At 45.6% G+C, this 13,477-nt stretch carries 16 protein-coding genes; 3 read left to right on the top strand and 13 right to left on the bottom strand.

Translation table 11 applies throughout. The annotated features are described in order from the left end of the window. Positions 1 to 20: 20 nt before the first annotated feature. The 3 genes from rsmH to C1710_RS06555 form a co-directional block, all read right to left on the bottom strand. Positions 21 to 965 (bottom strand): 16S rRNA (cytosine(1402)-N(4))-methyltransferase RsmH, encoded by a 945-nt coding sequence (gene rsmH, locus C1710_RS06565; RefSeq protein ID WP_102281241.1) that lies wholly within the window; start codon positions 963 to 965, stop codon positions 21 to 23. Positions 966 to 985: 20 nt separating this feature from the next. Then, positions 986 to 1,414, bottom strand: a complete 429-nt coding sequence (mraZ, locus tag C1710_RS06560; RefSeq protein ID WP_102281238.1) for a division/cell wall cluster transcriptional repressor MraZ — start codon at positions 1,412 to 1,414, stop codon at positions 986 to 988. A 171-nt stretch (positions 1,415 to 1,585) separates the two neighbouring features. Continuing rightward, positions 1,586 to 1,933 (bottom strand): hypothetical protein, encoded by a 348-nt coding sequence (locus tag C1710_RS06555; protein ID WP_102281234.1) that lies wholly within the window; start codon positions 1,931 to 1,933, stop codon positions 1,586 to 1,588. Positions 1,934 to 2,069: 136 nt separating this feature from the next. On the opposite strand from C1710_RS06555, the gene C1710_RS06550 reads away from it, so the two are divergent. Then, the gene (locus tag C1710_RS06550) at positions 2,070 to 2,189 is read left to right on the top strand and encodes a DUF4044 domain-containing protein (RefSeq protein WP_102281229.1); all 120 of its coding nucleotides are present in this window, start codon (positions 2,070 to 2,072) and stop codon (positions 2,187 to 2,189) included. A 151-nt stretch (positions 2,190 to 2,340) separates the two neighbouring features. On the opposite strand, the gene C1710_RS06545 is transcribed toward C1710_RS06550, so the two are convergent. Beyond that, positions 2,341 to 4,677, bottom strand: coding sequence for a DNA translocase FtsK (locus C1710_RS06545; RefSeq protein ID WP_102281226.1), 2,337 nt, complete (start codon positions 4,675 to 4,677; stop codon positions 2,341 to 2,343). Positions 4,678 to 4,703: 26 nt separating this feature from the next. Next, the gene (locus tag C1710_RS06540) at positions 4,704 to 5,219 is read right to left on the bottom strand and encodes a tRNA (cytidine(34)-2'-O)-methyltransferase (RefSeq protein ID WP_102281223.1); all 516 of its coding nucleotides are present in this window, start codon (positions 5,217 to 5,219) and stop codon (positions 4,704 to 4,706) included. Positions 5,220 to 5,450: 231 nt separating this feature from the next. On the opposite strand from C1710_RS06540, the gene C1710_RS06535 reads away from it, so the two are divergent. After that, positions 5,451 to 6,485, top strand: a complete 1,035-nt coding sequence (locus C1710_RS06535; protein ID WP_102281221.1) for a lactonase family protein — start codon at positions 5,451 to 5,453, stop codon at positions 6,483 to 6,485. A gap of 266 nt (positions 6,486 to 6,751) precedes the next feature. Here C1710_RS06535 and C1710_RS06530 read toward each other — a convergent pair whose 3' ends face one another. Genes C1710_RS06530 through C1710_RS06520 form a run of 3 tightly spaced genes read right to left on the bottom strand, consistent with a single transcriptional unit; the run spans position 6,752 to position 9,140 of the window. After that, complete coding sequence (locus tag C1710_RS06530) at positions 6,752 to 7,642, bottom strand: RluA family pseudouridine synthase (protein ID WP_102281219.1); 891 nt, start codon at positions 7,640 to 7,642, stop codon at positions 6,752 to 6,754. Next, positions 7,639 to 8,448 (bottom strand): NAD kinase, encoded by an 810-nt coding sequence (locus C1710_RS06525; protein ID WP_102281218.1) that lies wholly within the window; start codon positions 8,446 to 8,448, stop codon positions 7,639 to 7,641. The genes C1710_RS06530 and C1710_RS06525 overlap by 4 nt, the downstream gene beginning before the upstream one ends. Further along, on the bottom strand, positions 8,445 to 9,140 hold the full coding sequence (locus C1710_RS06520; protein WP_102281216.1) for a GTP pyrophosphokinase: 696 nt from the start codon (positions 9,138 to 9,140) through the stop codon (positions 8,445 to 8,447). The genes C1710_RS06525 and C1710_RS06520 overlap by 4 nt, the downstream gene beginning before the upstream one ends. A 163-nt stretch (positions 9,141 to 9,303) precedes the next feature. Here C1710_RS06520 and C1710_RS06515 point away from each other — a divergent pair, with 163 nt between their 5' ends. Then, positions 9,304 to 9,939: a DsbA family protein gene (locus C1710_RS06515; protein ID WP_180961324.1), complete on the top strand. Its 636-nt coding sequence runs from the start codon at positions 9,304 to 9,306 to the stop codon at positions 9,937 to 9,939. Positions 9,940 to 9,998: 59 nt separating this feature from the next. Here C1710_RS06515 and C1710_RS06510 read toward each other — a convergent pair whose 3' ends face one another. The 5 genes from C1710_RS06510 to C1710_RS08210 form a co-directional block, all read right to left on the bottom strand. Continuing rightward, complete coding sequence (locus tag C1710_RS06510; RefSeq protein ID WP_102281213.1) at positions 9,999 to 10,670, bottom strand: ABC transporter ATP-binding protein; 672 nt, start codon at positions 10,668 to 10,670, stop codon at positions 9,999 to 10,001. A 10-nt stretch (positions 10,671 to 10,680) separates the two neighbouring features. Then, the gene (locus C1710_RS06505) at positions 10,681 to 11,742 is read right to left on the bottom strand and encodes an ABC transporter permease (RefSeq protein WP_102281212.1); all 1,062 of its coding nucleotides are present in this window, start codon (positions 11,740 to 11,742) and stop codon (positions 10,681 to 10,683) included. Further along, entirely contained in the window at positions 11,733 to 12,281 is a 549-nt protein-coding gene (locus C1710_RS06500) for a TetR/AcrR family transcriptional regulator (protein ID WP_180961323.1), read from the bottom strand. Before C1710_RS06500 ends, C1710_RS06505 begins: the two co-directional genes overlap by 10 nt. An 82-nt stretch (positions 12,282 to 12,363) precedes the next feature. Continuing rightward, complete coding sequence (locus C1710_RS06495; protein WP_180961322.1) at positions 12,364 to 13,248, bottom strand: competence protein CoiA; 885 nt, start codon at positions 13,246 to 13,248, stop codon at positions 12,364 to 12,366. After that, the gene (locus C1710_RS08210) at positions 13,220 to 13,399 is read right to left on the bottom strand and encodes a competence protein CoiA family protein (protein ID WP_146002379.1); all 180 of its coding nucleotides are present in this window, start codon (positions 13,397 to 13,399) and stop codon (positions 13,220 to 13,222) included. Before C1710_RS08210 ends, C1710_RS06495 begins: the two co-directional genes overlap by 29 nt. Positions 13,400 to 13,477: the final 78 nt, after the last annotated feature.

The following is a 13,477-nucleotide window of genomic DNA, read 5'->3' as shown; positions in this document are numbered from 1 at the left end:
TTTCCTTACTAAATGCTGGCCTAATTTATTTTTTCAATAATTCTTAACTTTGCGCTGTGCGACCGGTGATTGCCGTGAAGTTCCTCTTCACCCGGTACAATCGGCTTTTTATTGACCAACTTGAAATGAGGTTCCATCCCTGCTGGGATAACCGGTAATCCCGGTGGAAGTTCCGGCATTGACGCTCGTTCCCTGAACATCGTTTTAACTAGCCGGTCCTCCAGGGACTGAAACGTAATTACCGCAATTCTTCCACCAACAGTCAAAAGAGAGAATGCCTGCTCTAAGGATTCTTCCAATGCTCCTAGTTCATCATTGACAGCGATACGAATTGCCTGAAAGCTCTTTTTTGCTGGATGACCGCCGTGACGACGGGCAGCTGCCGGGATTGCTTCCTTAATAATCTCAACCAATTCACCAGTCGTAGCGATTTCCTGTGACTTGCGGTGCCGCTCAATTGCTCTAGCAATCGACTTAGAAAAATGTTCTTCACCATAACGTGAAAGAATCTTAACTAATTTTTGGTACGGCCACTGGTTAACAATCACCTTGGCTGTTAAACTTTGCTGCTGATTCATTCGCATGTCTAGCGGGGCATCCGACCGATAAGAAAAGCCGCGATCTGCGTCATCAAACTGTGGCGACGAAACACCGAGATCATACACAATCCCGTTTAGTTGGGTAACACCACGAGCTAATAATGCGGTTTTTAAGTGGCGAAAATTATCCTTTACCAAGACAATTTTTTTTGCCGCAATCTCTTCTTTAAGGTGCTCCCGGTTATAGTCAATAGCGGTTTGGTCCTGGTCAAATGAATACAGATGGCCATTTGACAAGTGGCTAGCAATTAGTGAACTATGACCCCCACCTCCTAAGGTGGCGTCAACATAAGTGCCATCAGGGTGAATATTTAACCCCTTCACTGCTTCGTGAAGGAGTACTGTTACATGGTTAAACTCCGTCATCCTAATTACCACCCATATTGCTAAAAGTCAAAGTCCATTTCTTCTGCTATTTCGTCAAAGTTGGCGGCTGCCTTCTCAGCAAACTTGGCCCACCGCTCGGCACTCCAAATTTCAAACCGGTCGCTAACACCAACGACCACACATTTCTTATTAATTGCCGCATGATCAATCAGAGTCTCAGGAAGGTTTACCCGTCCCTGCTTATCAAGTTCGCATTCAGTTGCTGCAGAATAGAAAAAACGGACAAATGCTCGACTATCTTTTTTATTCATCGGCAACTGATCAAGCTTTTTTTCCATTTTTGTCCAGGATGATTGAGGATAACCAAAAAGGCACCCATCCATCCCGCGGGTCAGTACGAAGTGATCGCCCAACTGTGAACGAAACTTAGCGGGAATAATGAGCCGGCCTTTGCTATCGATTGAATGTTTAAATTCGCCCATAAACAAGGCCAACTCCCCCTTTCTGACCTTCGATATGTCTATACTACCACAATCCCCCACCTTCCACCACGCCATTTCAATAAATCCCCACGTTTGAAACGAAAATGAAACAAAAAGGGCGACCATCCGTTCGCTAGATGGTCGCCAATAATGAAATAGACGGTCTTTTTCTTATAATTAAACTTGTGGCAGTTGGTGGGAGAAGAAAGACATCAGATAAGCAAGTGCACCAATCCAGAGACTCCCCCGCCAGAAAAGTGGCCAATATTGGTGGTAAATAATTTGGTGATCAGCCCAAAAAAGATAAAGCGCCAACCCTATTCCAGTGATCATCCAAACAATTAGGACGTAGCAGAACCAATAGAGTCCAACATTCCAAAAAGTAAAGATCATTAGCAACGCGGCCATCATCCATAACCGATGAGCCTGTATATGATGACGTGGCCCGCTCAAGCGTTGGACAATCGATTCACTGACCACCCAGATGACGATAATCAACAACTGTAAGATGAGACGTTTCAGCACGCTTACTTCTCCCGTTCTTTAGTATTTGATAATCTTAGTTTACCATGTTTAATATTATTGACCAGTAGATTTGAAACCAATCGCCAGGTGCGTTAGACTTATTTAGTTAGAAAAGAAAATGGAGTGAGCAACCACTATGCAACATAAAAAGAGGACGCGGTTTCAAAAGATTACGATGGTTGTCGTGTGGCTAATGCTGATTGCGATGCTTGGTTCACTGATCTTTGGGGCTGTCGCTGCCCTTGGCCTGGAATAAGCAATAAGTCTACTTATCAGTTACAATGGACAAATGATTAATAACAAAAAGCCATTGTGTCAGTAAATAATATTCCCCAGCGTTCGAACTTACTAGAACGCTGGGGAATTTTTTGTCTCAATTTATTCAATTTAGCAAGGATCATCAACAGTTATTGCTGCTGGTCAGTCGAATCTGTTGCCGGTTTCTTGTAAACTTCACGTGGCTTCGAGCCATTAGCCGGCCCGACAATCCCGCGGTTTTCCATCTCATCAACAATTCTTGCTGCCCGGTTGTAGCCAATCCGGAAGCGGCGCTGCAAAAGAGAGGTTGAAGCTCGTTGTGCTCCCGTCACAAACTTAACTGCCTCATCAAATAGCTCGTCAGTTTCATCATCGCTTTCTTCCTGCTTAATTTCCGCATCACTAACCACCATCTTTTGATCATACTCAGCTGGTCGCTCCTTTTTAATAAAGTCGATAACCACTTCCACATCATGATCAGAAATAAAAGCTCCCTGGATACGTACCGGCTTATTCTTGTCGATCGGTTGAAAAAGCATATCACCACGGCCAAGCAGCTTTTCAGCACCGTTACTATCAAGAATAGTCCGTGAATCAACACCACTGGATACGGCAAAAGCCATCCTTGATGGCACGTTAGCCTTAATTAAACCGGTGATGACGTCAACCGATGGTCGCTGGGTTGCCAAAATCATGTGAATACCGGCTGCTCGTCCCATTTGAGCAATACGAACAATAGCATCCTCCACATCATGACTGACCGTCATCATCAAATCTGACAATTCATCAACCACTACCAGGATTAGCGGCAAGTATGGCTGCGGTTTTTGTGGATCCTGAGTATTTTGCTGTTTGACCAGGCCGTTATAGCCCTTAATGTTGCGGACACCGAAGTTGGAGAATAGTTCATAACGCCTCTCCATTTCACTAACCACTTTGCCAAGCGCGCGCGCCGCTTTCTTGGGGTCGGAAACTACAGGCGTCAATAAGTGTGGAATGTCATTGTAAACACTGAGTTCAACCTTTTTCGGATCAATCAACAATAGCTTTACCTGGTGAGGTTTAGCCTTCATCAAGATACTGGTTAAAATCACGTTAATTGCTACCGACTTACCACTCCCGGTCGCACCAGCGATGAGCAAGTGTGGCATCTTTGTTAAATCAGCCGTCATCACGTCACCAGCGACTGTCCGTCCTAACGGAACATCCAAAGGCCTGTCATCATGCGGCGCACTTTCCAACATATTACGAAAGCCGACCGTGGCCACATTTTTATTTGGCACCTCAATTCCAATTAACGATTTACCCGGAATAGGTGCTTCAATTCGAATATCACGAGCAGCTAACGCTAGTGCCAGGTCATCTGCCAAGTGTGTAATCCGGCTCACCTTAACCCCGACTGCGGGACGCAACTCATACTTGGTGACTGACGGACCAAGGTTAACATTTTCGACCGTTGCATCCACCCCGAACGATTTCAAGGTGTCCTGGAGTTTTTTAGTATTGGCTTTAATTAACTTCAAATCGGAGCTTTGGTCTGTCGGTGGGGTCTTCGTTAACAAACTCAGTGGCGGCAGTTGATAATCATCATCAGCCTGCTCTTCAGTATCGGCCATTGGCAAATCTTCGTCTTTGTCCTCCTGTTTTTCCGCTCCCGCATTAGCTGTAGCTTGATCTTGCGCCTGGCTCATTGTTGGCTGGGCTATCCTAATTTGCGGTTCTGGGTGAGGATTAGCTCCCTCAGCTGGCAAACTAGCAGCTGTCCGCGTTGTGCTAATTTTCTGATCAATTGCTGATGGCTGCGATAGTTTTCGCTTGGCCGTTTTTTCTGTATCTTGCCGGAGTTTGGGCTGACGTTGTTGACGGGCCTTTTTCATTTGTCCAACTTTTTGCCGAACCCAACCAAAGAACTGACGCAAAACGACAGCCAGCTTGTCCACTGGGAGGGCAAAAAAGATAACGATACCGGCAATCATCAACAACCAGGCTAAAACCTTCGTCCCCGTTCTAGCGATCAGATAGTTGCTAGCAGTATAAAGGTACGCTCCTAACATTCCTCCACCAGTGTTGACAGTAGAGTCACCATTAAACAGGGCCCGGTTAATGTTGTCCCAACTAATTCGGATAAAATCATTGTGCCGGCCGAGCTCATCAAACATTTGTCCGTGACAAAATAACAGCAAGCCGCAATAAGCAACAACCACACCAGCAATGAATCGACCCTTAATTCGGGGAAAGCGACCAGTCAGCATCATCGCTACTGCAAAAAATAAACAGATAACCATCAACACTGGTGCAGTCTGCCCCACCAGAATGCTAAAAGCAGCGGTAACAAACGTGCCCAGCGCGCCGAGATGAAAAAGTCCCACTAGCAATAGGAGCGTCACTAACGCCGCAACGAGATTTGCCAAGTGCTGTTCAGCAAAACTTTGCTTCTGTCGCCTTGGTTTCCTTCTTGTCGTTGTCTTTCTTCTTCGTCTTGCCATGAACATTCGTCCCCGTTTCTAAAATCTTAATTATCCTTTAGCTTATCATGTTGGTAGTGATGAACCCGTGCTAAATTCGGGAATCCCTGCTGACGCAGCGCTTCATAAATCACAATCGCAACACTATTCGAAAGATTCAACGCCCGAATATGCTGGTCATCTTGTGGAATTCGAATCGCTTGTTGCTGATACTTCAACATAAATTTTTCTGGGAGACCAGTCGTCTCTTTGCCGAACAAAAAGTAGTGGTCCCGGCGGTCATCATAATTAACGTCAGTGTAATCACGACTAGCAAACTTGGAAACTACCGCTAAACAATCCAGCGACGGCAAGGTTGCCATAAACTCTGCCAGGTCTTCATGGGTCGTAATCTTGACCTTGTCCCAGTAGTCGAGGCCCGCTCGCTTCATATGTTTATCGTCAATTGAAAAGCCGAGTGGTTTAATCAAGTGTAGTTCAGTGTCAGTACCGGCACATGTCCGAGCAATATTACCAGTGTTAGCAGGAAAAAGCGGCTCAAATAAAACAACGTGATTGGTCATAATTCCTCCGTATTTAAGCAACAAAAAAAGCAGGGTCTCGGTGTGGGCACGGCGAAACGCTGCTTTAGTGAAGTTCTCCTCAGCAAGTACCAACGACGTTGATCGATGTCACTCACCAAACGATTTCTAAATAAGAATATACCACTACCTTAAGAAAAAAACAAGAAAGAAGTCCACAAAATTTCCCCCCGTGTTATGATAGTGTTAACTATTTCACAAGGGGGTTTCTTCATGTCTGAAGATTTTCTAATTGGTACCTACACAAAGAAAAGCAGCAAGGGGATCTACGCAGTTACCCTTAATCGCCAAAAAGAACAACTCCGCGATGTCCGCCTCATTGTCAGTTCGCAAAAGCCGGCTTACCTGCAGACCGCTTCACACAACCGGCTCTTCGCCATCCGGCAAGAAGATAGCCACGCCGGGGTTGCGGCTTACCACCTTAACAATGGTGTTGCACACCTGGTTGATAAGTCGCTTACTCCTGGCCCTGCTCCAGCCTACGTTGGTGTTGACGAACAACGCCACTTTCTATTTGCCGCTAACTACCACAAAGCGACAATCGAAGTCTACCGCTTTGACTTGCAAGGAAAGTTAACGAAAACGGATGAGGTTACCCACCAAGGGATTCCCGGTCCGCGTCCGGAACAAGCGGATGGTGCCCACTGCCATTATGCCGACCTCACTCCGGATAAACGGTTAATTGTCTGCGACTTGGGATTAGACCTAGTGGTAGTCTACAACATTAACCGTGATGGCCAGCTCTTAGCAACCAACCGTTTTCAAACTCCTGCCGGTTTTGGACCCCGTCATTTAACTTTCTCTCCTGACGGTCACTTCTGCTACCTTCTTGGGGAACTGAGCAGCAAGCTACTAGTGCTGAAATATGATCATCCAACAGCTCAGCTCACTCCATTGCAGACCACCAGCACCATCCCCGCTGACTGGACAAGCCATAACGGTGCCGCGGCTATCCACCTATCTGCTGATGGTCGTTTCCTTTATTGCTCTAACCGGGGCGAAAATACATTAGCTGTCTTCGCTGTCCAGCCAGATGGAACATTAAAGCATACCCAATCCATTACCACTGCTGGTGACTTCCCTCGTGACTTTGAGCTCAGCGCTGACGGAGAATACGTCGTTGCCAGCAACCAAAATACTGATAACCTGACCCTCTATCGTCGCGATACTCAAACGGGTCGTCTTACTCTTCTCCAAGAAAATGTTACCTGTCCAGAACCCGTTTGTGTCAAACGTTGGCACTATTAATAAGTACCACAAGGGTAATTTTCAAAGGGAGCGTAACAAACCGTGAAACAGAAATCAGAATGATTTCGTTTTTGAACGGTTCTAACGCGGAAGTCATTTATGACTTCGTCGTCACGACGCGCAGCTAGGCTATCCGCCGCCCCCGCGAGCAACAATAGGCCTCTAGCGTTCGGCTTTGCCAAAACGTTAGAGGCCATTGTTGTACCGCCGGTTAACTTTTAGTATAGATAGGAGCGATTATGCCACGACCCCTTCTTTTTGCCTAATTATTTCTGTAAACGGTTCATTAATCGCTGCATATCCTCCGGCACTGGTGCCGTTACAGTAATCCGCTTTTCCTGAAAGGGACTATAGAAGCTAATAAGTCGACAATGTAATCCTTGCCGACTCATCGACAGCGGTCCGCCATACATCTCATCCCCCACTAACGGGTGACCCAGATAGGCAAAATGAACTCGAATCTGATGCGTCCGTCCAGTGTGAAGAGCAATTTTTACTAGCGAATATTTGTCATTGGCAAGCAGTGTCCAATACTCAGTGATTGCTGGCTTACCATCGGCAGCCACTAACCGTTTGACAAATGACTGGGGATCACGTCGCTGAGCAGCGTCAATATACCCATGCTTAACCGTCATCCTCCCCTGGGGAAGTGCGAGGTAACGTTTAACTACCTGGTGTCTTTTAAGTTGACGGTCGAGAACTGCGTGAGCAAAACGGTGTTTGGGAAAGATAACCAAACCGCTTGTGTCCTTATCTAACCGTGTAGCAACATGGGTCACCTGATTTTCATAATGGTGTTGCTGATAGTAATACTTCACCCTGTTCACCAAGCTATCCTGGACGGCAACGTTATGTGCTGGAACCGTTGCAACGCCTGCTGGCTTGTTAATCACCAAGTAGTCTGCGTCTTCGTAGGCGATCTGAAGGGGTGCAGAACAGGCGTCTACCTGTTCATTAGCCTTTTCTGCCGGCAAAACAAGGCTAACTTGTTGACCAGGTTCAACCGGATCAACCAGCCATGCCGATTGACCATCGATCGCCATTGAACCACCATGGTAAACCGCCACTTTTAACAAGGAATTAGTCGCCCCAAAACCACGAAGGACGGTGCGTAACTTCGCAGTTTGTGTTCCCCGATAACGCCATTCAAACTTCATTGGACATCTCCAATAAAGGATTCGTGAACCCGGTCCCAAAAGTTAGTATGTCGGTACTTGGCAAAGCTGATACGCCGGTCGTCAACTCGGTAAGTAATGTCAGCCAAGTGCTTTTCATTGCGATTCCAATGAAGCGTCTGACGATCGCAAGTCATTATGCAATCACTATCATCATGAAGACGAACCGTTAACTTGGTTTCCTTGCCCAAAATAATTGGTGCACCCAACGAACGGAAAACCCGGTTATTAATTGATGCCATTTCTGCCGCCTGAAATCCAGTAATGGTCGGATCCATTACAGCTCCGCCAACTGATTTGTTATAAGCAGTCGAACCCGTGGGAGTGGAAACGCAGAGCCCATCACCACGAAACCCCTCAAAAAGTCGGTTATTGAGGTAAACATCACAAACCATCGTCCGTGTCTTCTGTTGGATAGTCGATTCATTAAGGGCAACATACTGCGAGGTACTCCCGTCGCTGAAGCGCTGAGTAATATTCAACAAGGGGTACGAAACAGCTTGCCCCTGGTCTTTTTGTAAGCTGTGGATTAGATCTTCTAACTCAAAGTTACGCCAGTCAGTATAAAAACCAAGGTGACCTGTATGGATGCCGACAAAACGAACTTTATCTAGTACCTGCTCGTACATGTGAAAAGCTGATAAAAGCGTCCCATCCCCGCCAATCGAGATTACTAGGTCGGGGTGCTGCTGGTCGTACGTAAAACCGGCTGTTGCTAATCGTTTAAGCATAATTTTACGTACCCGCACGGCTTCCGGTGCGTTATAGTTAACGACAGCAATTTTCATAGCGAGCCTCCCTGGTGTCCAGCCTGGTCGTTATCATTTTCCTGATCGTGGCTTTCATGTTTCTCCCACGTTGATTGTTTACGATAGGAGAACATATTTTGGGCTTCCTGAATTTCTTCACGAATTTCCGACATTTCCTCATCAAGCTTGAAAGCAGCCTCACCAGCTCGTTGAAGTCGCGCAGATAGTTCTTCTGGAAACCCGCCCTGATACTTGTAATTGAGAGAGTGTTCAACTGTTGCCCAGAAATTCATCGCTAGTGTTCGAACCTGGATCTCCGCCAGGAGCTTCTTTTCACCACTCACCAGCTGAACCGGGTATTCAATAACAATATGATAGGAGCGGTAACCACTTGGTTTCGCGTTAGTCACATAGTCACGTTCCTCAAGGATTTGCATATCCGTTCGTTGGCGCAGGAGATCAACCACTACGTAGATATCTTCGACAAATTGGCACATTATTCGCACACCAGCAATGTCTTGCATATCTTTTTCCAACCGGTCTTCGCTCACGTGTCGCCTAACCATTTTCTCCTTAATAGAGTCGACTGGTTTTACCCGGCCGGTGACAAATTCAATTGGCGAATGGCGTGCCTGGTCCTGAAACTGCTTGCGCATTCCCCGCAGCTTCACTTTAAGTTCATTTACCGCCTGCTCATATGGCAGTAAAAAGCGTTGCCAATTTTCAACCAAATCAACCACTCCCTATCATTAATCGGTCTTATTTTAACATATTCCTTCCCTTAGAACTTCGTTCAGTATCCGATGCAGTTTGCTTGAAAAGGTACAAAGAATTTGGCAGAATGACATTGAAGATTAATCCGAAACAAATATTCATTGTTGAGAGGTGCAGTCCGTGCTTGAAATTCATTTGTTTGTCAACCCTCTTGGGCTAGGGTGTATCAACCGTGAGCAGAGCTTACTGACAATTGATCATGATATCAGTACCAAAATTAACTATCAGTTTATCCCCCTACTGAATATGCAGACTATTTCGGAGACAATGAGCCTTTACCAGGAAAGCAAGTGTGGCCTGGCCCTGCGAAACCATACTGCCCAAGTATTAATGCAAGTGACAATGGACTATGAGGCAGCCCTCTTTCAAGGACGACGCCGGGCCCGGTTATACTTGCTGCAGTTGCAAAAGGCGCTGCTCAATAACTCTCGACACTATAGCAGTGAACTTGCTCAGAAAACGGCTGTTAAAGCCAAGCTAGATATTGACATGTTTCTTGAGGATCGACAGTCGGCGTTAGCTAAGCGATCTTTCAAACGCCACCAGCAATTTGCGAGTGGGTTGGGTGTGTTCTCCCCGTCAACCGCAGTGGTGGTGGATACTGATAACCCTAAATACAGTCTCCTAGTAGATAATTTTGATATGAGAACGCTTATCGATGCCTACCGTAATCACCAACTGGATAATCAGGTTAGTCCAGCCAGCCTAGCAAAACAACTAAGCTTATTCACCTGTGTTCGTAATAAAAAGAACTGATTATTAATTAAACTAACTAAACGCCAGCGTTATTTCAGCGCTGGCGTTTAGTTGTTTCTTCAGCTTTCCATAGTCATCTGACCATCAATAATCTGATAAACGTGGTCGGCAAAGCTCCGTAAACGTTCGTCATGTGTGACCACAATAACAGTTTCACCACGTTGGTGAGCGAGGTTAGTCAATAATTTACCAACCACCTGAACTCGCTGAGAATCCAATGCAGCGGTAGGCTCGTCAGCGAGAATAACCGCTGGCTTTTGATATAGCGCCCGCGCAATAGCAACCCGCTGCATCTGTCCCCCGGATAGTTGTGGTGGGTATTTGTTAACTAGTTGGTCAATACCCAGCTCTTTCAGCAGTTTCTTTAATTCTTGCTGACTGATTGTTTGCGAACTCACCCGTTGAATCAGTTGAAACTGTTCTTTAACAGTTAGGTAGGGTAATAAGTCGTAATTTTGCAAAACGAAACCAACTTTATTCAACCGGAGTCGGTCTCTTTCCTTGGCGGATAAGGAGCCGACATCGATTCCACCAATTTTGACCGTTCCGCTCGTTGGTTTCTGCAACCCACCAGCAATGGTCAGAAAAGTACTTTTCCCAGAACCAGAAGGGCCTAAAACAAGGCTTAGTTCGCCGCTTTTCGCCGCAAAGCTAATATCTTTGATTGCTTGAACACGACCGACACCATTACCGAAAATCTTATTCACATGATCTAATTCAATCATTTTCATCTTGATTTCCTCATTTCAACGCATCAAGCGGATCAATCCGGACGATCATCAGCGCCGGAACGAGCGCTCCTAAAACACCAATTGCTACCATCCCTATTCCCATCAAAATCATGTTATTTATCTTAAACATAATCGGAACTCCCGCGGGGAGCAAATGAACGGTCAGCACTGTCAAACCAGTCGAAATAACTAACCCCGTTATTATGAGCAACAGTGACTGACTGATGGTCGCCATTACCAATGTCTTAGCTGGAATGCCCTGCGCACGCAAGAGTGCGTACTGCTGTTTCTTTTGCATGGTCAAAATGTAGAGAAAAACCGCAATGACTACCAACGAGATCACCAGCAGAAATGCAATCATCAGTTGCAATGTCGCATTTTGTGCCGTATATCCTGGAAGCTTATTAATAAACTGCTGAACCGAATATCGTTTCAACTCATATCCACTATCATGCGATTTGCGGTCGCTAATAACCGCACTAGCAGCAAAATTGCCACCTCGCAGTTGTTGCCACGCTTTTAATGTTCCGTAGGCAACCGGTGAAATATTAATCTTAGCGTTACGAGCAAAACCCACTATGCGAAACTTCTTAGTCCCGCCATTCAAAACGACCCAGTCTCCCAGCCGATAACCTTTTTGTTTCAGGGAATTATCTAAAACCAACTGTTGACTATTTCTGACTTGGTGTCCGCTAGTCAACATTACCCTCTTTTGCGCAATAAACTCTGTTGAATTCAGTCCGATAAACTGAAGAGTTTGAGCATGACGGTGATGTTGACGGTCTAATTCCATTTTTACTGGTTGGTCACCAATCAGTGAAAAGTGGTCGGTTTGTGGCAAGCTAGCAACTTGCTGGTATGTCAATACCGATTCTGCTAAGCGATCGTTACTCCCCTTATTCAACCAAACGGTTTCTGTCCGCCACTCTTCAATAGCAGCAGTATTTTCATTCTTCAGCCCGTCCATCAGCCCTACTAGCATAAATAACAGGTAACTTATCAGCACGATCATTGCAATAACAAGGCCATAACGGACCTTTTCCCGCTTAATTTCATGCCATGCTAAAAACACTTTAAGCTCCCCCCCTCCAGCAGATTTAAGACCACTTTCAGCTTTCGTAAAATTTGTTCTTCTGCTCTTGGATTTAAAATTGCTTCCCTGATTGCCTGATGGATAAGTGTCTTGGTTGCCCATTGACGTGGCGTTGCTTCTTTTTCCGGAGGAAGCCACCGTTGCCCACCTTTAATTTGCCGCAGTAAACCAGCATTTGTTTGGTAGTGAAAAATAAGAAGTTGACGTAATTTTTGTCGATTAACACTTTTTAAAAAAAGGGTCGTTTGCTGAAGATAATCGTCAGCCGAAAGCTGTCGTTTATGATTCAACCACAGGGGCTGATGAACTTCTTTCATCTCGTGCGCAAACAAATATGAATAAGCATCCTCGAGGTCAGCAAAGTAATTATAAAAAGCGCCTCTTGCGATACCAGCATCCTTGACAATCCGCGCCACCTGGGCATTTGCAAGTGAGTAATGAGTAAATTCGTGAAATAATGCTGACAGGACCTTATCCTGCTTGACAGCTGGCAACCGTAAAAACTGTGGTGATGGCAAAGTAGTTCCTCCTTTATCATGACACCGTGTCAACTTATTGTCTTAAATAATAGCGTCGAAATGACACCGTGTCAACATAATACTATCTACATCCTTCAAGAAGTTTCTTTACCTTAACAGTATCGTCGTCAAACCACTGCGGCTGTCTCATCAAACAGATATTGGCATTTTCTTGTCGAACCACTCCCGCGTCAAGCAATTCACTAGTAAATTGGTCGACGATTTTGTGAATTAACCGTTGCCGACTTTTCCGTGTCAAACAAGGAGTTGGCCACCACCGCCCTTGTTGAATCAACCAATGATTCCATTCCGAACGTCGCCAAATCATCCCCACCTGGCAAATAGTCAACTTTAAAATGATCCTTAAGCGCCAATATAGTTCTCCCTGGTCTAGTAAGGGCCACTGTGGTACTAACGGGTGAACCACGAGTGGGCAAGCACTTAGTTGGTGACCATTCACGTAAGCCTGGTTAATCAGTGAACGCCACCGACGATCCCGATAATGCATGTAACGCTGAAGCGATTGTGTTTGACGTAAAATCAAGTCTCTGGTGCTAACCATCTTTCTACTCAAAAAAGGACGATAATAGTTCTGGCGAAATTCAATCTCCTGTCGATCAAGTCGCCAAAAGGCCAGGTGAGGACTCCCCGCATGAAGTTGGGTAAACTGTGAGATCATTCCCGCGCGTAAATGACGAAGATAGGTCGGTCCCAATAACCAGTACACAGCAATGCCCAACCGATGATAGCCATCATTTCTTTCTTGTAAGCGTTGTGCCGACAGAGAACTACATTGAAATTCCAATGCCATTGGCCGTCCATTAATGTGAACCAACACATCCGGTCGCTGAGCAATTTCACTAAGATAAACTTCCATTTGTGGCTGCCACCCTTGTGCTTGTGCCCAGTTAAAAATTTGTTGCTTACCGCGGGCGTGGTTAGGGTGTTTCTCCATCACTGCTACCACAATCATCACGCCTGTGATGAGCAAAATAAGCAACTTTTTTCGTTCCACGGCATAAAATCATTTGCTGCCCGCAATCAGTACAACGATAGTCTGCGCTTTTAAAACACAACTCTGCTCGTACTGGACGTTCATGTAATAAAGCAACTTTCATTTTATCTCCTCCCAGTTATTAATTACGTAAAGGTTCTGCCAAAAGCACGAAAAAAAATGGCATTGCCATTGGCAACAC

The organism is [Lactobacillus] timonensis, from assembly GCF_900240275.1.
Lineage (GTDB): Bacteria > Bacillota > Bacilli > Lactobacillales > Lactobacillaceae > Limosilactobacillus > Limosilactobacillus timonensis.
The sequence above is the reverse complement of the archived record's forward strand: the minus strand, read 5'-3'. Positions and strand labels throughout refer to the sequence as shown.

Bases quoted from the DNA above. Each gene is read 5' to 3' on its own strand.
- rsmH (WP_102281241.1), bottom strand. From the start codon at position 965: ATGACGGAGTTTAACCATGTAACAGTACTCCTTCACGAAGCAGTGAAG.
- C1710_RS06550 (WP_102281229.1), top strand. From the start codon at position 2,070: ATGCAACATAAAAAGAGGACGCGGTTTCAAAAGATTACGATGGTTGTC.
- C1710_RS06545 (WP_102281226.1), bottom strand. From the start codon at position 4,677: ATGGCAAGACGAAGAAGAAAGACAACGACAAGAAGGAAACCAAGGCGA.
- C1710_RS06540 (WP_102281223.1), bottom strand. From the start codon at position 5,219: ATGACCAATCACGTTGTTTTATTTGAGCCGCTTTTTCCTGCTAACACT.
- C1710_RS06535 (WP_102281221.1), top strand. From the start codon at position 5,451: ATGTCTGAAGATTTTCTAATTGGTACCTACACAAAGAAAAGCAGCAAG.
- C1710_RS06530 (WP_102281219.1), bottom strand. From the start codon at position 7,642: ATGAAGTTTGAATGGCGTTATCGGGGAACACAAACTGCGAAGTTACGC.
- C1710_RS06525 (WP_102281218.1), bottom strand. From the start codon at position 8,448: ATGAAAATTGCTGTCGTTAACTATAACGCACCGGAAGCCGTGCGGGTA.
- C1710_RS06510 (WP_102281213.1), bottom strand. From the start codon at position 10,670: ATGAAAATGATTGAATTAGATCATGTGAATAAGATTTTCGGTAATGGT.
- C1710_RS08210 (WP_146002379.1), bottom strand. From the start codon at position 13,399: ATGAAAGTTGCTTTATTACATGAACGTCCAGTACGAGCAGAGTTGTGT.